General features: G+C 68.1%; 8 protein-coding genes and 1 pseudogene. 6 read left to right on the top strand and 3 right to left on the bottom strand.

The genetic code is table 11. The annotated features are described in order from the left end of the window. Positions 1 to 74 precede the first annotated feature (74 nt). From GBRO_RS03110 to nbtC, 4 genes are read left to right on the top strand one after another with little or no spacing between them, the layout of a single operon-like run. Entirely contained in the window at positions 75 to 4,514 is a 4,440-nt protein-coding gene (locus tag GBRO_RS03110) for a non-ribosomal peptide synthetase (RefSeq protein ID WP_012832546.1), read from the top strand. Further along, complete coding sequence (locus tag GBRO_RS03105; RefSeq protein ID WP_012832545.1) at positions 4,511 to 9,100, top strand: non-ribosomal peptide synthetase; 4,590 nt, start codon at positions 4,511 to 4,513, stop codon at positions 9,098 to 9,100. Before GBRO_RS03110 ends, GBRO_RS03105 begins: the two co-directional genes overlap by 4 nt. 24 nt (positions 9,101 to 9,124) lie before the next feature. Beyond that, positions 9,125 to 9,880, top strand: a complete 756-nt coding sequence (locus tag GBRO_RS03100) for a thioesterase II family protein (protein ID WP_012832544.1) — start codon at positions 9,125 to 9,127, stop codon at positions 9,878 to 9,880. Positions 9,881 to 9,888: 8 nt separating this feature from the next. Further along, positions 9,889 to 14,571 (top strand): nocobactin polyketide synthase NbtC, encoded by a 4,683-nt coding sequence (gene nbtC, locus GBRO_RS03095; RefSeq protein WP_012832543.1) that lies wholly within the window; start codon positions 9,889 to 9,891, stop codon positions 14,569 to 14,571. Between the two features lie 25 nt (positions 14,572 to 14,596). On the opposite strand, the pseudogene GBRO_RS25075 reads toward nbtC, so the two are convergent. Next, a pseudogene (locus GBRO_RS25075) lies at positions 14,597 to 15,179 on the bottom strand (helix-turn-helix domain-containing protein); the annotation flags it as partial. Positions 15,180 to 15,202: 23 nt separating this feature from the next. Further along, the gene (locus GBRO_RS03085; protein ID WP_223373243.1) at positions 15,203 to 15,616 is read right to left on the bottom strand and encodes a DUF1761 domain-containing protein; all 414 of its coding nucleotides are present in this window, start codon (positions 15,614 to 15,616) and stop codon (positions 15,203 to 15,205) included. A 65-nt stretch (positions 15,617 to 15,681) separates the two neighbouring features. Between GBRO_RS03085 and GBRO_RS03080 the strand changes: the two genes are divergently transcribed. After that, on the top strand, positions 15,682 to 16,320 hold the full coding sequence (locus GBRO_RS03080) for a winged helix-turn-helix transcriptional regulator (protein ID WP_012832541.1): 639 nt from the start codon (positions 15,682 to 15,684) through the stop codon (positions 16,318 to 16,320). 92 nt (positions 16,321 to 16,412) lie between these two features. Then, positions 16,413 to 17,543, top strand: coding sequence for a YncE family protein (locus tag GBRO_RS03075; RefSeq protein ID WP_012832540.1), 1,131 nt, complete (start codon positions 16,413 to 16,415; stop codon positions 17,541 to 17,543). 299 nt (positions 17,544 to 17,842) lie between these two features. Here GBRO_RS03075 and GBRO_RS03070 read toward each other — a convergent pair whose 3' ends face one another. Beyond that, positions 17,843 to 22,927, bottom strand: a complete 5,085-nt coding sequence (locus GBRO_RS03070) for a non-ribosomal peptide synthetase (RefSeq protein WP_041919695.1) — start codon at positions 22,925 to 22,927, stop codon at positions 17,843 to 17,845. Between the last annotated feature and the right edge of the window lie 151 nt (positions 22,928 to 23,078).

The following is a 23,078-nucleotide window of genomic DNA, read 5'->3' as shown; positions in this document are numbered from 1 at the left end:
AGCGGGATTCTGGCCCAGACGATCCCACACATCAGACTTCCGAACCGACGATTCCGCACAGACGAGGGGGTGTCATGACGATCTCGGTCCCGAACGGGCACCACACCGGCACCTCGCCGCGCCGGGAACTGTCCGCTGCGGAACGTCGGATCTGGTTCGATCGCAGTCGCACCCGCGCCGGATCGGATAGCGGGATTCTGTGTTCGGTGGTGTCGTTCGACGGTCTGCCGGACGTCTCCCGGTTGCGCGAGGCGATGGCCGGGGTGTGGCGGCGGCACGAGGTGTTGACCAGTACCCACCACGTCGGGCCCGACGGTGAGCCCTACCGGTTGCGTTCCGGTGTCGAACCGGAGTGGATAGAGCATGACCTCACGGCGCTCGACCCTGCTGCCGCGGAGCGCCGCATCGACGTGGTCCGGCAGCGTCTCGCGGCGCGACCGTTCGAGTTGGCGGACCAGGCGCCGCTGCGGGTCGCGGTGCTGCGCGTCGACGCCGACCGACACGTCATGATCGTGGCCGCCCATGCCATCGCCTGGGACGACGATTCGCTGGGCATCCTGCTGCACGATGTGGCATCCGAACTCGACAACCGGGCTCACACAATCGATTCGGCGCCCACGGCCACGTCCGGCATCGGTGCGACCGATATCGGGTTCTGGCAAACGGAGCTCGCCGACCTCCCCGACGCCGCCCTCAACCCGAGAGCCCAGAACCCGATGACCCCGGGCCCGGCCGCCTCCGGCGAATCAGTCACTGCCACCATCGACGTCGATCCCGCGCTGCTGTGCGCCGCGGACGAGTTCGCACGCCGCCGACGGATGTCCCTCGTCGACGTCCTGTTGGCGGCACACAGCGCATTCATGCTGCGCTGCACCGGCATCACCGATCTCGTCACCACTGTCCCGGCCGCCACGATCGCCGCCCGCACACTCGCTGCCCACACACCGATGTCCCGGGCGCCGATCGGCCAATACGGCAACGCGATGCTGGTGCGCTCGCACCCCGATCCGGGCGCCACCTTCGACGATCAGGTGAGTGCCGTGGCGGCCACCCTGGACCGGGTGGCGCGTCACCTCGACGACGGTCTCGACGACGTGCTCGAGGCCACCCGGCCCGCGCGCGGCGCCCATGGACTGACGCGAGTCTCCCGCGTCGGCTTCGCCGTCCACCCGGCGGTGCCCGCGCCCGGCGCGGTGGTCTCCGCCGCGAGTCACGCTGGTGCCGCCACCATTCGGGTCATCCGGGCGGATCGGCCGAAACCGCCGGTGCCGTGGCATCTCGCCGTCGAACTCGACGGCATACGCCCGCAGGTGCGCATGACGATGACCGGCTCCGACGCCGAATCCGCCACCGAAACGGGCCGGCGATACCTGACCCTGCTCGCCGGTGCGATCGCCGAGCCGGCAACCACGCTGGGCCGGCTACCCCTGCTGCCACCGGAGCGGCGGGATGCCGTGCTGGCGGCCGCGTACGGACCGCGTGCGTCCCACCCGCCGACAACGCTGTGCGCCGTGGTGGAGAGGATCGTCGCAACCAGGCCGCAGCGTCCGGCACTGATCGCCGATCGCGCCGGTACCGTCGCGGAGATCGCCTACCGTGAGATGAACGCACGCGCCAATCGTGTTGCACGTCAGCTGATCTCTTCCGGAGTGGGAACCGAGGTCGTCGTCGGTCTGCGTATGCCGCCATCGGTCGAGTTCGTCGTGGCGGCGCTGGCGGTCCTCAAGGCCGGCGGCGCCTATCTGCCGATCGACCCCGGTTATCCCGCCGAACGGGTCCGCACCCTGACCGACGACGCGAAGCCGGCGCTGGTGTGGGACGCCGACGATCTGCGCGGTGCGGAAACTGCAGGCCGACAACTGGATTCGGCCGACATCACCGACGCCGACCGGCTTCGCCCGTTGCGGCCGGACAATCTTGCCTACGTGATGTACACGTCGGGTTCCACCGGGACGCCCAAGGGGGTGCCCGTCGCACATGCCGCCATCGCCGACCACGTGCTCGGTTTCATTGCGCAGTGGCCGATTCCATCCGAGTCGCGGGTGCTGCTGACGTCGTCGGTCGGATTCGACGCCTCCTTCCTGGACATCTTTGTCACGCTGAGCACCGGGGCGAGCATTGTCGTCCCCGATCCGCGACGCGCGCGCGACCTCGGCTATCTGGCCGCCCTGATCGCGGACCGTCGGGTCACCCTGCTCCACCTCGTGCCGTCGCTGCTCCGCGAGCTCGTCATGTTGCCGCACCGCGCGGAATGGCATGCCCTGACCCATGTTGCGGTCGGCGGGGATCGGTTACCCGGTGAGGTCGCCGACCGCGCGCTGAGCACCCTGGATGTGGAATTGCGCAACTACTACGGCCCCACCGAGGCCGTGGTCTCGGCCACCCACCATCCGGTGGTGCCGGCGTCCGGCCATCCGATCGAACCCATCGGCCGGCCGAACACCAATGTCGACGCCCATGTCCTCGACGATCGGCTCGAGGTGGTCGCGGACGGTCTCGTCGGGGAGCTGTATCTCGGCGGAAAGCAGCTCGCGCGAGGCTATCTCGATCGTGCGGCGATGACGGCCGCCCACTTCGTCGCCGACCCGTTCGGTGTCGGCGGGCGACTCTACCGTACGGGTGATCTGGTGCGACGCAACCGGTCCGGCGTTCTGGAATTCATCGGCCGTGCCGACGATCAGGTGAAGATCCGGGGGCACCGGATCGAGCTGGGCGAGGTGACTGCCACCCTGCTCCGGCATCCCGACGTCGACGACTGCCTGGTGTGCGCGGCGCCCACTGCGGATGGCGACAACGCCGTGCACGCCTATCTGGTCACGGCGAATCCCGATGCGCTCGATGTAGCGGCCGTACGCCGGTTTGCCGCCCACCAGCTGCCGGAGGTCATGGTGCCCACCGCGTTTGCCACGCTGGCATCTCTGCCGCGCACCGCTGCCGGCAAGGTCGACGCGGCGTCGCTTCCCTCGGCACGACCGGTCGGAGCGGGCATCCAACGGCGACCGCGGAGTGTCACCGAGACACGCGTGGCCAACCTGTACGCCGAGTTCTTCGGCGTCGACGACGTGTACGCCGACGACTCGTTCTTCGACCTCGGTGGCCATTCGCTCACCGCCCACCGGTTTCTCGCCGCCCTGCGCGAGCACCTGGGCGTGCGGCTCGACGTCGAGCAGTTGTACGGCCTACCCACGGTCACCGGCGTCGCCGACACCGTCGATGCCACGCGGGGCCGTCGGCCCGGCTTCGACGTCGCCGGCCGATCCGATGATGCGCTGATCGAACCGACCGCCGCCCAGATCCTCGCCGTCCGTCGCGGGACCACGCATGTGGTGTGCGCCATGACACGTCTGCGTGGCCCGATCGATCCGGAGGCATTGACCGCGGCCGTCATCGAGGTGGCCGGCCGACATGATGCGATGCGGCTCACGACAGCAGACGCGACGAGCCTCACGTTCACCGTTCTCGATGGCGTCGAACTCGAGGTGGATCTCACGGGTCCCCCGGACGCACCCGGACGTGTCCTGGCTGTTGACCTCACCCCGGGTGCCCCGCTGTGGCGTATCCGGCTGCGCGGATCGGCGGAGGCGCCGACTCTGGAGGTGTTCGCCCATCGTGCCGCCGGCGACGAGTTCTCGGTGCGTGCGATCGTTGCCGAGATCGCCGATACCTACAGTGGCCGTGGCCATTCACCGGTCTCCGGCCGATTCGGTGACTACGCACGCTGGTACGCCGCGACCGCGACGGCCGATGCCGCGTCCATCGCGTGGTGGCGCTCCGCCTACGACGGTCTGCCGCTCACCCGCCGGGTCACCACCATCACGCAACCCCAGGTGTCGGCATCCATCACCGTTGCCCCCGGCATCCGCCGCCGCGCGCAGGCGGTTGCCGTCGGAGCCGGGCTCTCCGAGTCGGCCCTGTACGCCGCGGCGACCGCTGTCGTCGCCCATCGACTCGGCCACGCCGCCCCGGGAGACGACCTGCTCCTGGGAACCCTGACCGGACGCGAATCCCCCTCCAGCGCAACGCTGATCGGGCCGCTGACCGCACCCGCCGTACTCCGCTATGATCTGTCGGGCGATCTGAGGCTGACGTCGGTGCTCGATCAGGCACGGTTCGCCGCCCACGGTGCGGATACCGCGGTGGACGTCCCGGTGGAGGTCCACCGCACCGTCGCACTTGCCGATCTCCCGGGCGAGCCGGCCCTCGCCGCCACGATCCGGTTCATACCCGCCACACCCGACACCGTCCAGTTCGGCGACACACTCGCCGACGTAGCGGTCGCCGACGTCCCTGCCCCCGACGCCCCAGCCCCCGACGGCGTGCTCGTCACCTGCCGGCCGGTCGACGGGACCATCGCGGTCACCGCCGCCGCACCCGCCGATCGGTTCGGGCAGGATGAGATCGGGGCGTGGACCACCACCATCGGCCACGTCCTCGACCAGTTCGTGACCGCCTCCGACCGACGGTTGTCCGAGCTCTTTCCGGCGGCCGATCCGACCAGCAGAGGACACCAGTGAGCGGTATCGACGACGTCATCGCCCTCAGCCCCCTGCAGGAGGGCCTGTTCTCCCTTGCCCGGCTGGCAACCGAACGAGATGGCCCCGGTGGTGATGACGCCGAGGGAGATGTGTACACGATCCCGCTGATCGTGGACATCTCCGGCCCACTGGACCGCGCCGCACTGCGCACCGCGTGCGAGAACATCCTCATCCGCCACCCCAATCTGCGAGCTGTGTTCTGGGACAAGGACGTTCCTAAGCCGGTGCAGATCGTGCCCACCGAGGTGAGCATGCCGTGGGCAGACCACGAGCTGTCCGAGGAGGCCGCAGATGCGTTCACCGAGCGGGAGGTCCGTCGGGTCTTCGATCTGCGTGACGGACCGTCGTTGCGATTCACCCTGATCCGCATCACCGATGTCCCCGCACCCCGTCACCGGCTGATCGTGACCGTGCACCACATCCTGATGGACGGCTGGTCGGTGGGAGTCTTCTTCGCCGAACTGCTGCAGATGTACCGGGCCGGTGGCAGCGCCGACGCCCTCGGCCCGGTCCGCCCGTACCGCGACTACATCGCCTGGCTCAACGCCCAGGACCAGGCCGCCATGATCGCGCGCTGGTCCGCGGTGCTCGGTCAGTTGTCGGGGCCGCTGATGTTCGCCGAGGTGGCCAGTACCGGACTCGACGCCACCGACACCCGCACCCCGGTGGCCTGGCATTACACCGTGGATGCCGAACGAACCGCCCGCCTCATCGATTGGTCACGCGCACAGGGCATCACGCTCAACACCGCGGTCCAGTTCGCGTGGACACTCGTGCTCTCGCGTCTGATGGACCGTCGCGACGTGGTGTACGGCACGGTCGTGACCGGGCGACCCCATCAGGTGACCGACGCCGACCGGATGATCGGCTTGTTCCTCAACACCATCCCGGTGGCGTTCACGCTCGATCCGGATGCCGACGTGGCCGCGGAATGCCGTCGCCTGCAACGAGAGTCGGCCGAGCTCCGCGACATCGGCTATCTGAGTTTGTCGGCTGTGCAACGCGCGGCCGGGCATTCGGCGCTTTTCGACACGATGTTCGTCTTCCAGAACGCACCGATGGATCAGGCCGGGGACACCACCACTCCCGACGGTGTCACCTTTGCACCGGCCATGGCCCAGAACCTGACTCATTACCCACTGACCGTGGTCGCCTATCTGCACAGTGATGAGTTGTTGGTCGCGGTCGAGGCCATCGAGAGCGTCCTGCCGGTCGACTCAGACGCGCTGGCCGCGCTTCTCCTCGACACACTGGACCGCCTGCCGGTGTCCGGTGAGCGCAGTGTCGGTGACGTCGACATCGTCGGTCCCGAGCGACGCCGCGCCCTGATCGCCGAATCCACCACACCCCCGACGCCGGGAACAGGCACCGAGGACATCGTCGAACTCTTTGTTCGTCAGGTGAATTCGACGCCGGGTGCGATTGCCCTCACCGACGGGCACACACGGCTGACGTACCGGGAAGTGCTCGACGACGCACTGTCGTTGGCGGACGTGCTGCGGTCCGCGGGAGTCGGCCCGGAGGACTTCGTGGCGATCTGTCTGCCGCGAGGCGTCGACTCGATCGTGTCCATCCTGGCCTCCCTGGCAGCGGGCGGTGCGTACGTACCGGTCGACATCACCTTGCCGGCGGAGCGGATCTCCTCGATCCTCACCCAGGTACGTCCCGCCGCGATCATCATCAACACCTCGACCGACCCGGGTCATGTTGCGCTGCAACCAGACGCGGCCACCATCGTCGACCTCGGTGACCCCGTGATCCGGGACCGCGCACGCAGTCCGATGACCGGGTTGCCGACGCGGCGGCAGCCGGCCCAGGCCGCCTACGCGATTTTCACCTCCGGCTCCACCGGAGAGCCCAAGGGTGTCGTCAATTCCGATGCGGCACTGGCGAGTTACTTCGCCGACCATCGGGAGCGAGTATATCGGCCGGCGCGGGCGCGACTCGGTCGTCCGTTGCGCATCGCCCATGCCTGGTCACTGTCCTTCGACGCGTCGTGGCAGCCGATGATCGGCTTGTTCGACGGACACACGATCCATCTCTTCGACGACGACGCGATGCGCGACACCGACCTACTGGTGACCGGCATCCGCGACCAGCGCATCGACATGATCGACACCACGCCGTCGATGTTCCGGCAACTCGCCCATGCCGGTCTGGTCGACGGCTACACGATGTCCACCGCCGGCACCGACGACGCGCCCCTGTCCGTGCTGGCGCTCGGTGGTGAGGCCATCGACGACGCCCTCTGGGACCGGCTGCGCTCACTGACCGGCGTGGCGGTGCACAACTGTTACGGCCCCACCGAGACCACCGTGGAGGCGGTGGTGGCCGACGTGACCGGTGCCGACGCCTCCTCGCCGACGGCCACCATCGGCCGACCGACCGCCGCCATGAGCGGATACGTGCTCGATTCCGGGTTGCGTCAGGTGCCCGACGGCGTCACCGGCGAGCTGTATCTCGCCGGGCCGCAGGTCACCCGCGGCTATCTGGGCAGGTTCTCCCAGACCGCGGAACGGTTTGTGGCCGACCCGTTCGGGCCGCCCGGCCGGCGGATGTATCGGACCGGCGACCTGGTGCGCCGCCGCCCCGGTGGCGCGCTGCACTACCTGGGACGGGCCGACGATCAGGTGAAGGTGCGCGGTTACCGGGTGGAGATCGGCGAAATCGAGAAGGCGTTGCGCGGTGCGGCGTGCGTGCGCGATGCGGCTGCTGTTGTGGTGCGCCGTCCCGTCGGCGCCGTTCTCGTGGGTTTTGTCGTCCCGGTCGCCGACGGGTCCGCGGATCCGATCGCCATCCGCACCGGAATGGCCGATCGTCTGCCGTCGTACATGATTCCGGCGCGGCTGCTCGTGGTGGCGGAGTTGCCGGTGACCGTCAACGGCAAGTTGGACTCGCACGCGCTGACGAACCTCGCCCGCACCGCGCTGGAATCCCGTTCGGACACAGACGAACCGGAGACGGAGACGCAGCGTACCCTGGCCGATGCCCTCGCCGAGGTCTTCGGCGGGGTGTCCCCCGGCATCGACGACGACTTCTTCGATCTGGGACTCGACAGCATCGTCGCCATCGCGCTGGCCGCGGCGGCTCGCGCGCGGGGCCTGGGGGTCAGTGTCCGGATGATCGCGTCGTCGCCGACCATCCGGGACCTCGCCGCCGCGATCGACGCGGGTGGCGACGAGACCGACGAGGCCGACGGGACCGACGACCTCGGTGAGATCACACCACTGCCCTACCCGGCGTGGATGTTCCGTCAGGGGAGCCATCGCCGGTTGTCGCACACCGTACTGCTGTGTGCCCCGGCCGATCTCACGGTGGACGTCCTGGAGACGATCATTCAGACCCTGCTGGACACGCACCCCGTGTTGCGGTCCTCGGTGATCGACACCGAGCGCGGCCCGCGGCAGGTGATCGGCGCGCGAGGCACGGTGGCGGCGAGTGGCATCGTGCGTGAGGTGCCGGCCGGCGACATCGCCGAGGTGCGCCGGCGGGTGTTGTTCGCCGCGGACGAAATCGACCCGCGCACCGGCGATGTCATGCGGGTCGGTCTGTTGCGTGGTGTCCCGGGCGGCGACCTCGTTGCCATCACGATCCATCACCTCGCCATCGACGTCGTGTCATGGAGCCTGGTGATCCCGGAACTCGCACAGCGCTATCAGCAGGTGTGTTCCGGTGGTGACATCAGCGTCGGCAGACCGGTCGGGACGTCGTACCGTCGGTGGTGTGCGGTGCTCGACGAGTATGCACGCTCGCCGGAACTGGCTGCCCAGGAAGCGTTCTGGACCGCGCAGCTCGACGACGCCGCGACGGCCACCGAGACGTCCGGTCCGCTGCGGTGGGGAGACGTCCGGACCACCGAAGCGGGCAGCACGCCGGCCGAGACGGCAGCACTGTTGGCGGCGGCCGGTCCCGGCGGAATCCGCGAATTGCTGCTCACCGCACTCACGTTGACGCTGACCACCTGGCGTCGACAGCAGGGCGTCCACGGTGGCGGCGTGACAGTGGCCCTGGAATCGCATGGACGCGGCGGCATCGAGGCACTCGACGTCTCCGGCACCGTCGGTTGGTTCACCACCGTCTACCCGGTTCGGCTCGGTGACCTCACCGGCGTCGCGCAGGTCGACGCGACCGACGGGTCCGAGGTTCGCGCACTGCATGATTCGGTGTGCGCGGCACTCGCCGCGGTACCCGGCGACGGACTGGGTTACGGGCTGTTGCGGGACATCGCCGGGGTGGAGTCGTTGTGCTCGGCGCCCGAGCCGCAGGTCGAGTTCAACTATCTGGGCCGCTTCGACCTCGGGCTCGGCACCGGCGGCGACTGGTCACCGGTCACCGATCCCGAACTGAGCAACGCCATCCCGTCGTCTCCGGAACCGGATCTGACACTGCGCTTTCCGCTCAATCTGGTCACCGCCGTGCAGGCCGGTGATGACGGCCCACAACTGGTGACCACCTGGCGGTGGAGTTCGGTGTTGTTCGACGCGGAGCAGATCGATGACCTGGCCCGGCTGTGGCGGACCCATGTGTCCGCGGTGGCCTCGGCATTCGAGAAGAACAAGCCCTGAGATGGGTGAGAAAGGGAGTTCCTGATGGCCAAGCCCGGCTGGATTCGTAAGTTCCACAAGACATCACCCGAGGTCACCACTCCGATGCTGATCTTCCCGCATGCGGGGGCAGGGGCGTCGACGTACCGTGAGTTGTCCAAACTGCTGTCCACGGACTTCGACGTGATCGTCTTTCAGTACCCGGGACGGCAGGATCGGGTCGCGGAGCCCCCGATGACCGATCTGGCCGACATCGCTGCGGGCGCCTTCACCGAGTTCGAGGCGTCGGAGTACAACAACGGTGTCCCGTTCATGACCTTCGGGCATTCCCTCGGCGGGGTGACGTCCTTCGAGTTCGCGCGTCTGGCCGAGGCGGCCGGTCTGCCGCAGCATCAGGCGACGATCTCGGCCGCCGTGGCACCGTCCCGGGGCGCGTTCCGGCCGCCTGCCCCCACCGATGACGAGGAGCTCCTCGATCATCTTGCGAGCCTGGAGGGTACCGGTGCCGACGTCCTCGCCAGCCGCGAACTCATGCGCCTGACCCTGCCGGTCCTGAAAGCCGACCACGCCGCCGCGGACGCATACCGGTGTCCGCAGGATGTGCGCATCTCCACCCGGATTCACGCGCTCGGTGGGGACTCCGATCCGCTCGTCGGCCTCGCCGATCTGAACGCGTGGCGCAACCACAGCCCCGATGTGGAGGTGACCGTCTTCGACGGCGGGCACTTCTATGTGAACGACCATCTCCGCGACGTCGCCGACCTGCTCGTGGCTGACGCGGCCACCCCCGCCCGCCGGTGAGGACCACGATGGCCACCCTGCGACTCCCGGACGGAACGAGTCCAGTAGTGGTGTCCGCCGACACCCCTGCGCTGTTGCGGGCCGAGGGCGCATCCCTCGCCGACTATCTGACCCGGGCGCCGCATGTCAGCCCGGATCAGCTGAGCCGCATGCTGTTTCGATCGCGGCCAGTCCGGCGGTTCCGGGCGCTGGTGTCGGCCCGGGACGCTGCCGCGCTCGTCGAGGGACTGCGGGCCGTCGCCACCGGAACCGACCACCCGGCCGTCGTACGCTCCGACGGTCCGGCGCGGCGGTCGCGCATCGCCCTGGTCTTTCCGGGGCAGGGCGGACAGCGGCCCGGTATGGGTGCGCTGTATCACCGGCACAGCGCGGCCTTCGCCGCGGAGGTCGAACGTCTCCACGCGGTCTTCGAGGAAGTTGCCGGGTGCTCCCCGCGGTCGTATCTCCTCGACGACGATCCCGATCGCGACACATCCGCCGACGACACCGCTGCGCTGATACAGCCCGCGTTGTTCATGCAGATGGCTGCGCTCGCGGCGATGTGGCGCTCCTTCGGTGTGGTGCCCGAGATCGTCGTCGGGCATTCCCAGGGCGAGATCGCCGCGTGCTATGTCGCCGGCGTGATGGACCTGCACGACGCGATCACCGTACTGACCACCCGCGCGCGATCCGTCGACACCACTGCCTCACAACAATATTCGATGGCCGTCCTCGATACCGACCGCGCCGAGGCGGAATCGTTGCTGGCCCGGCGGTCCGGGTGGGCGGAGATCTCGGTGATCAATTCGCCGCGGATGACCGGGGTGTCCGGCGACACGCCCATCATCACCAGCGTCGTCGACCAACTGGCGGAGGCCGGGCGATTCAGCCGCGTCATCGCCGTCCGTTACCCGGCGCACACCGCCGTCATGCACGAGGTCGCCCGCACCATCCTGGACGCCACGGGTGAACGCCTGAGCGACAAGGGTTTCACCGCCACCCCGATCACCTGCATCGGTTCCACACTCGGGGAGGAGATCACCCCCGATCTTCCACTGGGCGAGTACTGGTTCTGGAATCTGCGCAACGTCGTCCGATTCGACAAGGCTGTTGCGCGTGCCGTTGCGTTGGGCGCCAACACATTCGTGGAATTGTCCGAGCACCCGACGCTGCAGCTGCCGATCGGCGAGACGCTCGAGTCGATCGCGGACGCGACGGCAACAGTGGTCGGGACATCGCGGCGCCAGGCGGAGGACATGTCGGTCATCGCCCGGAACCTCGTGCTGATCGCGGTCGGCGACCTCGACTTCGACTGGACGAGTCTCCTCGTCGAGGACGACACCGCCCGCGGGTCTGCTGCGCTGCCGCTTCCCGACTTTCCGCATACGATCACCAACGATTCGTTCCTGTGGATGACCTATGCGACGAACCGGCCGGAGGTCTCGCCGCCGCACGCCGGGACCAGTGCGCCTGCGACGCCCGCCGCCGTACCCGATCCGACGATGACGGTGGCGCAGCGGTGGGTCCGCATCCCCCGCCGATCCATGGTGGCGCCGCAGACGATGGGCATCGTCGATCTCGGTGCACTCCCCGGGCTCGCCGACGCAATCGTCGAGCACGCACCTGACTTCGGCGCCGCGGCGCGTCGGATCGATGTCGCAGCCGAATCATCGGATGATGCAACGCTGTTGGACGGCGTCGACACGGTGGTCGTGCTGGGACCGGCCGGTGCGCGTGAGCCGCGGGCCGACGCGCGTACACGGGAGGCGATCGGGCAGGCCGCCGACTTCTTCGGTGAGCGCCGCTGGTGGTCGGCGGCTGACCCGCCGCGCGACCACTGGTTGGTGACCGTCGGCGGTGAGGCCGTGACGGACAACGAGTCACCCGAGATCGGGGCGGCCGGTATCGCGGCCGGATTCCGTTGTCTGGGTGCGGAGTACCCGAACGCGTCCTTCGGCCATCTCGATCTCGATCCGGCTCTCCTCGAGACCGGCACCGTGGATGCGGCCGTCGCCGACAAGATCGTGGCGGCCCTGCACATCGCCCGCGAACCCGACATCGCGCTACGCGGCAAGGATCTGTTCGTCAAACGACTCACACCCGCCGACGACACGGCCACCGCCGAAACCCCGGCCGCCGGCCGACATGTGCTGATCACCGGTGGCACCGGTAAGGTCGGCCTGGAGTTCGCCGATCATTTTGCCGCCCAGGGTGTTACGCGGCTGACGCTGGTGAGCCGACGCGGCGCGACCCCCGAGGTGCAGCGTCGGCTGGATGCTCTGCGGCGCAACGGAACCGAGGTCGTCGTCCAGCGCTGCGACATCACCGACGACGCCCAGGTCCGGGCCCTGGGCGAATCGTTGGCCGACGCACCGGTCGACGTGGCGATCCACGCCGCCGCCGACCTGCCACCCGGCACCGGCGGCATCGGTCTCGAGGACATCACCGGCGACGTCGTGTCACGGCTGTGCGACGCGAAAGTGGCTGGCGTGCACCGCATCCTGGGCGCCGTGCCCACCTCCGACGACGTGCGGGTCCTGCTGTGCTCGTCGTTCGCCGCGACGATCGGCGGGCGGGGCACCATCGTCTATTCCGCGGCCAATCGCATGCTCGACGCGGTGGCGACGGCTCTGCGTGCCGACGGCGTCGACTGCGCATCCGTGCAGTGGGGTCAGTGGGCGGTTCACGACGGCTCGGGGGCGGCCGACGCTGCCACCCTGGCCGCCGTCGGCTACCGGACGATGCCGTCCGAATCCGCCATCCGTGCCGGACTCGCGGTGCGCCACAACGCGATCGTCGCCGCTTTCGACTGGCAGCGCGGACACGAGGTCCTCCGCGACTTCGGGTACGGACCGTTGCTGTCCGACCTCGCGTCGGCTGAACCCGCACCACCACGACCATCCACTCGGCCGGCCGCCGACTCCACCCCCGGACCCGCAGCACCGCAACCCGTTCGGGACCTACGTACCGCAGCGTTGGCGGTGGTCGCCGACGTGATCGGCGCCGCCGACGTCGACGCCATCGACACCACCCGCCCGCTGGTCGCGCTGGGCCTGGACTCCCTGCAGGCACTCGACCTGCGACGCAAGGTCACCGAGCAGTTCGGCTACGAGCTTCCCGTCACCGAACTCGTAGGCGGCGCCAGCCTCGACGACGTCACCGCGCTCCTCGGACAGCACGCCGCGACTCCGGTCAGTACCGAATCCAACAGCAGCGAGCCCACGTGGCCCACGACGGGTCCCGCGACAACCGCACCGACGGTGTCACCGGGACAGCGGATTCCGGCACTCGTCGCCGAGGTCATCGGCGCGACCGACGTCGACGCCATCGACACGACGCGACCACTGGTCGCGCTGGGCCTGGACTCCCTGCAGGCACTCGACCTGCGACGCAAGGTCACCGAGGAATTCGGCTACGAACTCCCCGTCACCGAACTCGTCGGTGGTGCCAGCCTCGACGACGTCATCGCACTCCTCGGCGATCGAGCCGCCCTCACCGCCACCGCACCGAGTCTCGCGGCTGCCGGCCCGCCACCGCCGAAACCGGCAGTCGGACAACCCGCGCCGCCACCCGAGGCGGGCACGTCCCTCGCCGAACACACCGAGACGGTCGCCGAGCGGCTCGTGCCCGACACCGTCGACTATCGCCGCGTGCAGGCCGCCCGCGTCGACATCGACCGCATCGGACTCGACGCCATGCTGCGGGCGCTTCGCCCGGCATTCACCGGCGCCGACGCCCGCAGCGCCGACGAGATCGCCGCCGGCCTCGGATTCGCACCACGCCATCACTGGCTGCTGCGGCAGTGGCTGCTCGCATTGGAGACCGCCGGCGTCCTCGTCCGCACCGCAGAGGATCGGTACCGGATCGCGCAATCGGTACCCCCGCCCGAGGAAACCGACTTGGAAAAGGTCTGCGCGGTCATGGGATACCGGCCCGTGCTGGCCGAGTTCCTGCGCGGCTGCAACGAGAACCTCACCGCCCTCGCCCGAGACGAGATGCGGGTGCAGGAGTTGCTGTTCGTCGGCGGCGGCACCGACACCGCCGAGGCGGCCTACCGCGAGAACCTGGTGAGCGCCTACCTGAACCGGGCGGCGCGTGCCGCCGTCGTCGACCTCACCGGCACCATCGGCGCGCGTCGACAGCCGGTGCGCATCCTCGAACTCGGCGCCGGTGTCGGTGGCACCACCACCGACGTCGTCGACGGGCTGGCCGAGCTGAGCGTGCCCCTCGACTACCACTTCACCGACGTCTCCGAGTTCTTCCTGTCGGCCGCCCGCGAGCACTACGCCGGATTCGGTTGGATGCGTTACGGATTGCTGGACATGAACGCCGATCTCCGCGCGCTGTCCGCGTCTTCCGCGCGCTACGACATCGTCATCGCGTCGAATGTGCTCCACAATGCGCACCACATCGGGCGGACGCTGACCGAACTGCACGACCTCCTCGACCCCGGCGGTGCCGTGGTCATCATCGAGTCGACGCGTGCCTACGCACAGTTGCTCACCTCGGTGCAGTTCCTGATGTCCCCGGCGGTGGGTCAACCACACGCCGGCGCCGACGACGTCCGCGCCGGCCGCCGGATCTTCCTCACCGACGACGAATGGACCGACGAACTACGGGCAGCGGGACTGCGGCCGGCGGTCACCCTGCCCCGGCCGGGCCACCCGCTGACCCTGCTCGAGCAGCGCCTCCTCGTCGCGATCAAAGAGTGACCGCACTGCTCCTCGAGCCGCCTGCTTCGATCGCAGAGTGTAGGTATGCGTATCCCGCTCGCGCGCCGCGGGTCTTCGCGCGGGCGGCGGCCCTGGCCTCGGGGCTGTTCTTCCCGTGCACTCGCCAGCCGCCGCCGTCGGGGATGCGCCCGACCTTCTTCACGTCCAGGTGCACCATGTGCCCGGGATGCTTGGCGGTGATGGTCTTGATCTCTCGGGTTCTCGCCGTTGGGGTCGATGAACCGACGGCGGTTCAAGCCGAGCTGAGCCAGGTGGCGGGTGATCGTGCGCCGACTGACGGTGGTGCCGTCCGCGTGAAGCTCGAATGCGATGCGGGACGCCGACCATTTCTTCTCGCGTCGTAGCTGCTCGGTCCTCGCCACCGTCTGGCCGGGTGTCGCGGTTGACTGTCGGACCGGAGCAGACGAGCGATCAAGCAGCCCGAGTTCGCCGAACTTCCGGTAGCGGTTCACCCACTTCGATGCGGTCGCCCGCGAGATGCCGATCTCGGCCGCCACGTGCGCGATCGGCCGGGTGCGGCATCGCTCCACGAGACGTCGGCGACCCTCGGGCGTGAGTGGCGCATTCTTGTGGCTGCGCGTGCCCATCGTCCCGTCATGGATCGACCTGCCTAGAACAGACCCAGCACAAGCGTGATCGCCAGGAATAGCGCGAGCTGATAGCCGGTGTTGATGATCGTCAGCTTCAGAGGCTTCTGCTCGAACGAGTTGTGCTGGAGAAGAGTCGATGCGGACAGCGTCAGCCAGGCGACGAACCCAACCACCACCGCCAGCCACACGGAGTCGTTGCCGGTGGCCGCCGACGTGAGCCCGACGGCGAACGCCAGTCCGAAAGTGGTCGCCGCGTTGGACACGGCGAGCAGGACGAGGTTCCGTGTTCGGACGGGTCTGTTCTTCTCCGGTGTGATGCCCGTGAGTCCTTCCCAGGCGTCCGCGATGGCTCCCTTTGAGTACCAGGCCATCGCGACGACCATCCCCGCGACGAACGCGAGGAGCACACCAATCCAGCTGATCTCCATGCTCATACCTCCTTGACGGCCGGAGCACGGACAGCCCTGGCAACGACGACGGTACATTGATACCATCAAGCATGGTTGAAAATGTCAATCGTGCATCATCACGTCGATCCTACGGTCAGTTCTGCGGGCTGGCGCGCGCGCTCGACGTCGTCGGAGACCGCTGGAACCTCCTGATCGTGCGCGAGCTGCTGCCCGGACCCCTGCGATACGGCGAGCTCAAAGCATCCCTGCCGGGCGTGGCGAGCAACCTCCTCGCCGAGCGGTTGCGGACGATGGAGGAGACCGGCGTTGTGGAGCGAGCGCTGGGAGACACAGGCGTCGTCTACGGACTGACGCGATGGGGCACGGAGCTCAAGGAGCCGATGGAGGCCCTGGGCCGGTGGGGCGTGCCTCTGCTGGCCGCCGGGCGCGGTGATGACGAGTTCCGGCCCCGGTGGCTGACGCTCGCCCTGCCCGCCATTCTCCACGGGAGGACGGCAGCGCCGCCCGTCGAGATCGGCTTTGAGGTGGAGGGTCTGCTCATCGTTCTCCGCATCGACGAGGGTGGTCCGAGCGCGCGGATCGGTGACAAGAATCGACCGAACACCGTCCTAGCGGCCGAGGCCGATACCGTTGTCGGCTTCGTCGCCGGCGCTCTCACCACCGACCAAGCGCTCGATGCAGGAGAACTCCGCGGAGACGCGGCCCCCCTTCGGCAAGCGTTCGCCTAAGACGCCACCTCCAAGGCAGCGGATCGGAGGGATCCGTAGTCGGTGCGACGCCGTCAACAACCTCATGGCCAGCAACAGCTAGCATCCGGTATATGAAAATGCACCTGAACCGTGTCCGCAACGTCATGGGAGTCGCGGCGGTCGCCACCGCGACCACGCTCGCGCTCGTCGCACCGGCTGCGGCGCATGCCGCGCCGACATCGGGCTGGACCTTCACGGTCTCCTCGGCGCCCGCCGGGCTCAAGAGCGGAAGTGAACTCGCACTCGACAGTGGCTCGCACGATCTGTTCATCACCGACGCCGACTCGGCCATCGGGTCCCGCGGCGGAACCAACTTCAGCATCAATACCAAGCCGACCAATCCCAAGGTCGCCGTCTTCGACATCGACACGCGCCGCACCACGCGAACCATCTCCTTCGCCGGTCAGCCCCTGGGCGTGCTCTACGCCGGTCCGGTCCCGCTGATGCCGATCAACCAGGTTCCCGACGGCATCGCCCTCGACACCAAACGCCACCGGGTGGTGACGTCCAACTCGCACGCCAACGGCATCAGCATCTTCCCGATGAATGCCCGCACCACGGGCCCCGCGAACCTCATCTCGGTACCGGGCGGCCATCCGATGGGCATCGCCATCAACGAGGCCAACGGCATCGCGTACGTCGCACTGAACTACATCAACCAACTCGCGATCGTGGACACCAACACTCGCCGCGAGATCCGGCGTATCCCCACGTTCGCACCGTCCTTCGTCGACCTGGACACCGCGAGGCACCGCCTCTACATCGGTAACGCCGACAACGACAAGCGCAACAACTACCTCGCGGTCCTCGATATCCGCACCAACACCATCATCAAGAAGATCCCCACCCCGGCGAACGCACGCCCCAAGGTGGATCCGGTCACCGGCCGCATCTACGCCGGTAGCTTCGACACCGGCAAGGTCCTCGTCATCGACCCGCAGACCCTGCGCGTCATCAAGACCATCGAGACCAACGGCTCACCCAACAAGCTCGCGATCGACGCACAGCGCCGCCTCATCTACCTGTCCAACCTGCAGAAGCGTTCGCTCACCGTGATCAGCCTGGACACCAACCAGGTCATCACCACCGTGCCGGTCAACGCACCGATCCACAGCATCGTCGTCGACCCACGGACGGGCACCGTCTACGGAACGCAGCACCAGGCCGGCAACCTGAGCATCATCAAGCCGGTTCGACGCTGAGCGTCCGCCCGGCCTGCTGGTTGAGCCGGCCACCCACCCCCGCTGGTTGAGCCGACCGCCCATCCTGCTGGTTGAGCCGCGACGGACGAGCGAAGCGACGTCCGCCGCGTGTCGAAACCACCTGCGAGACAACGATGTCGGCACCCACCGACATCCCGTAGCGCGAATACAGCTGTCTCACTACGGGTTTCGACGCGCAGCCGTCTCGCTACGCTCGCCGGTCGCGGCTCAACCAACAGAGGTCGCGGCTCAACCAACAGCGGTCGCGGCTCAACCAACAGAGGAGAACCGGACTTGGGTCACCCTCGGGCGGCCCACGAATCCTTCAGTGCGGCAAGGGCATCGTCACCCAAACCGGAGACCGACATGGGTGCGGATTCGGCGGGCGCGGTCTCATCGGAGGTCCCGTCGGGTTCGGGCGGGTTGGCGATGGCATCGTCCACGGCGGCGGCCAGTTCGAACATGGTGAAGTGTTCGAAGACCATCTGCGGGGTGAGTGGCAGCCCGACAGCTGCGGCGCGGCCTGCCCACTGAATCGCGATCACGCTGTCCCCGCCGAGCGCAAAGAAGCCATCTTCACGTTCTACGTCCTCGATGTCGAGAAGCTCCTCCAGCAGGGCGATCAGCGTGCGTTCGGTCTCGGTCACCGGGGTGTCGGCAGACAACTCGGGTCCTGCCGAATCCGGCGTCGCCGAAGCATGTTTGACGACGCAGCGGGACGTGTCCCAGCCGTCCGGAAGGACGTCGAGTGCGCTCAGAGGCGCGTCGACCCGGTTCGCAAAGGCCTCGAGGACGCCCACGGTGACATCGGCGAAGACCTCGCCGGTCGCGGCGTCGTAGAGGTCGGGGTTGACGACGATCCGCAGGATGAGGTCTCCGTTGACGTCGACGGTGTAGTCGAAGTGGAAGTCCATGAACGAGACCTCGTAGAACTTCGCGACGTCCCGGAACGTGGTGGAACCGTCTTCGCTGAACGGTTCCGGCGTCGCCCGATGACGCACATGCATCATGACCTGGAACAACGGGTTCCGGGCCAACGACCGCGGCGGATTCAGGGTCTCGACGAGCCGTTCGAAGGGCACACCCTGATGAGTGATGGCGTCGAGTGCCGAGTTGCGCACCCGCTCGAGGACAGTCCGCGGCGTCGGATCACCCGACAGGTCGCTGCGCAGCACGACGACGTTGGCGAACAGACCGATCACCTGGTCGGTCGCCTCACCGAGGCGATTGGCCACCGCAGCGCCGATCGCGAGATCGTCACCGGCACCGAGCGCGTTCAGCACACTCGCCCCCACCGACTGGCACAGCATGAACTCGGTGGCGCCCACGCTCTCGGCGTTGGTGATGGCCCGGTTCCAGATCTCCGCCGGAACCCGCCGCGCGGTGCTGATCCCGTTGTGCCCCAGGATCTGTGGTCGAGGATGGTCGTGCGCGACATTGATCTCGTCGGGTAGACCGGCCAGCGCCTCGCGCCAGTAGTCCAGTTGCCGGCGGCCGACGTCGCTCAGCTCGCGACCCGGCCCGCGGTCGAAAGCCGCCCGCTGCCAGATGGCGAAGTCGGCGAACCCGATGGGCAGGGCCGGCCACTCGGGTGCCTGGCCGCGCACCCGCGCCCGGTAGGCGGTGATCAGATCGGCGGCAAAGATCTCGCAGGAACTGCGATCGGCGATGATGTGATGCAGCAGGACCGACAGCACACAGTCCTGCTCGTGGAGAACAAGAAGCCTTACCCGCAACAGCGTTTCGGCCGCCAGGTCGAAGACGTAGCCGGCGTCGGCATCCAGCTCGCGGTCGAGGCGCTCCTCGCTGCCGTCGAGTTCCACCACCGGCACCTCGATCGGCTGGGCGGGATGGATCAGCTGATAGGGCGTCGCATTGTGCTCGGGGAACGTCGTCCTCAGCGACTCATGCCGGGCCACAACATCATTCACCGCTGCGATGAGTGCTTCACGGTCGATCGGACCTTCGAGACGCAACGGATAGGTCACGTTCTCGCCGTCGACGGCCCCCTCCATGCGACGCTGCATCCAGTAGGCACGCTGGGAATACGACAACGGGATGTACTCGGAACGCGTCTGCGGAGTCGGCACCATCCCCACCGCCGGCGCAGCATCGGCGTCGGCTGTGGCCGCACCGTACGCACCCGTGTCGACGTCGAGTTCCGGGTCACCGTCGAATTCGTCGAGGGAGATCCCGAATTCATCGAAGAAGGCCTCACCGATGGCCGCGGCGAGTGCCGTGACCGTCGGACTGTCGAACGGGACCCGCATGTCGAGTTCCACGCCGAACTCGGCGCGGACCATGGTGATCAGCCGGGCCGCGAGCAATGAATGTCCGCCGAGGGTGAAGAACGAGTCGTCGGCACCCACCTGATCGCGCTGGAACAGACTGCCCAGCAGCGCAGCCACCCGTTTCTCGGCCGACGTCGTCGGCTCCCGATACTCCGGTGCGGCAACCGCTTCCGGCGCGGGTAGGGCACGCTTGTCCAGCTTTCCGTGCGCGGTGAGCGGCACCTCCTCGATGACGGTGAAAGTGGCGGGAACCATGTGCGCGGGCAGTCGACCGGCGACATACGAACGGATCGCCTCGACGTCGGGGGACGAGTCCGGCCCGGCGACCAGGTAGGCGGCGAGCGCCGGTCCGGCCACCGGGTCGTCGACCACGATGACGACGGCGTGCGCGACGTCGTCATGCTCGGTGATCGTCGTCTCCACCTCGCCCAGTTCGATTCGGAACCCGCGGACCTTGACCTGCTCGTCGGCGCGGCCGAGAAAGTCGATCTCGCCGGAGGGTTTGCGGCGCACCAGGTCACCGGTTCGGTACAGGCGGGCACCGGGTCGGAACGGGTCGGCGACAAAGCGTTGGGCGGTCAGGCCCGCCCGATGCAGATAGCCACGTGCCAGCTGATTTCCACCCAGGTAGATCTCGCCGGCCACGCCGTCGGGAACCAGCCGCAGAGCGTCGTCGAGGATGTAGAGATCGACGTTCTGGTTGGGGATTCCGATCGGGACCACGCCCGCCCCCTGCGGCCCCTCGACCTCCATGTGCGTGGAGGAGACCACGGCTTCGGTGGGGCCGTAGTGGTTTCGGAGATGCGCGTCGAACTGTGTGGCGAATCGGTCCGCGATCTCACCCACGAGCGCCTCACCTCCCACCGGCACATGACGCAGGGTGCTCCAGTCGGCCGCCTCGGGCAGCATGAGGAAGGTGGCGAGCATCGACGGCACCATGTGCAGCACCGTGACACCTTGCCGGGACACGAGATCGGCCACGTACGGGATGTCGCGGTACGCGTTGGCCTTGGGCACCACCACGCACGCACCGGCGGTCAGTGTCACGTAGATGTCGAGCAGCGACGCGTCGAAGCTCACCGATGTCGACTGCAGCACCCGGTCGTCGGTGGTGAGTGCCCATTCGTCGTTGAAGCCGAGCAGGTGTTCGGCAATCGCGTTGTGCGGTACCGGCACTCCCTTCGGCTGACCGGTGGAACCGGAGGTGTAGATCACATAGGCGGTGTTCGCGGGCCGCAGGGGCCGCACCCGATCGGCGTCGACGGGATCGGTGGCCGGATACGCCGACGCCGATGTCACGGCGTGTCCGTAGCCGTCGAAGTCGAGTTCGAGTGCGGGCCGGGCGTCAGCGCGCAGATAGTCGATGCGATCGGCCGGATAGGCCGGGTCCATCGGCAGGTAGGCGGCACCGGCCTTGAGGACCGCCAGGGAGGCGACGATGAATTCCACCGAGGTGGTCATCCGCAGGGCGACGATGTCCTCGGTCCCGATGCCCTGACCGATCATCCAGTGCGCCAGCCGGTTCGCCCTCGTATCGAGATCGGCGAAGGTGAGGTGATCGGTGTCGGAGATGACGGCATCATTCGTCGGCGTCGACGCCGCCTGGGATTCGACGAGCGCGACCATCGTGGTCGCCGGGGTGTCCACCTGCCGGCCGTGTGAGGCCGCCGACAGTCGCGCACGCTCCGCCTCCCCCAGAATGTCGATGTCGCGCAACGGCGTCGACGGATCACCGACGGCGGCCGTCAGCAGCCGCAGGTAGTGATCGAGGAACTGCTCCACGAGTTCCGGTGTCAGCGCGGCGGTCTGATATGTCGCCTCGACCCGCAGCCCCCCTGAGCCGTCGCCGACGATCAGCAGCCCGAGATCCTCGGGGGCCACCGCCGAATGCCAGGGCAGTTCGGCCACGTCGACGCCGTCGAGGTCGAATCCGCCTGCGGCGCTGCGGCTGCTGAAACTGACCTGCACGAGCTGAGTCAGGGCGTCACCACCCCCGGACCGCGGCGGGCTCACTTCTCGTACAACGCGATCGAGGCCGACGTTCTGGTGGGCGAAGGCAGCCGACGATGCGTCCCGCACCCGGTCGAGAAGTGCCGCGAAGTCCGAGGTCGGCTCGGGTTGTGCGCGGAGCAGGACGGCGTTGCCGAAGTAACCGATCAGTTTCTCCGCGTTCGCGCCGCGGTTGACCACCGGCACCGAGACCAGGAAATCGGTCGCGCCCGAGTAGAACTGGATGGCAGCCTCGAAGGCGGTGAGCAGCACGGTGAACGGCGTGGTGGCATGTGCACGCGCCAGTCCTACGATCTGCTCGGTGAGTGCGGGTGACACCTGCCTGCTCGCACAGCCGGCATCCCGGGACCGCGCCGTACCGGGTTGTGTGCGCCCAAACTCCACCCGGCCCGGTGGCGGGGAGAGTTCCCCACGCCAGAAGTCGAGTTCGGCGTCGTCGGCCGGTCGGTTCCCCAGCGCGGCGTCGACGTACTGCACCGGCGGCACCGGCACCTGCTCACCACGGTAGGCGGCGTTGACCTCGGTGAAGAACACCGGCCACGACTCGTCGTCCCAGCCGACATGATGGACCACCAGAACCAGGATGTGTTCTTCGTCGGCGATGCGCAGCAGGCTCACCCTGATGGGGATGTCGGCGGTAAGGTCGAACGGCCGGGCGAACTCGCGGCGCGCCCACTCGTGTGCCTGCGACTCTCGCCGATCGACCGGAAGCTCCCGGAGATCGTCCTGTTGCCAGGGCAATTCGACGGCCGCGGCCGATACCTGGAACGGTTCGCCATTCTCGTCCACGCCATAGGTGGAGCGCAGGATCTCGTGCCGTGCGACCACATCGGCACACGCCTGATGAAGTCGGGCGGCGTCGAGCGGCCCGGAGAGCCGGTAGGCCACACACACATTGAGCGTGGTGTCGGTGGGATCGAGGTTCTGCACGAACCACATCCGGCGCTGCGCGTCCGACAGCGGGCTCGGCGTACCCGGCTCATTGGCCACCACCGGTTCCGGGCTCGACGACTTCACATTCCTCTCCCGCAATCGCTCCTCGAGCAGTTGCTTGCGGCGTTCGGTCATGGCGTCGGTCATCATCGTCCTTCGATGGTCGGTTGGTCCGGGGTCGGACCGAGCGGGTCGGCTGCACAGGGTCGTAGAGGTCACCGCGACTAGTGTCCCGTGTTGGAAATTCGTTTGCGCGAGTCCGGCGATCCAGGTGGATGCATCGCAAGGCGGCGGAGGACGC

It is taken from the genome of Gordonia bronchialis DSM 43247 (assembly GCF_000024785.1).
Classification (GTDB): Bacteria; Actinomycetota; Actinomycetes; order Mycobacteriales; family Mycobacteriaceae; genus Gordonia; species Gordonia bronchialis.
The sequence above is the reverse complement of the archived record's forward strand: the minus strand, read 5'-3'. Positions and strand labels throughout refer to the sequence as shown.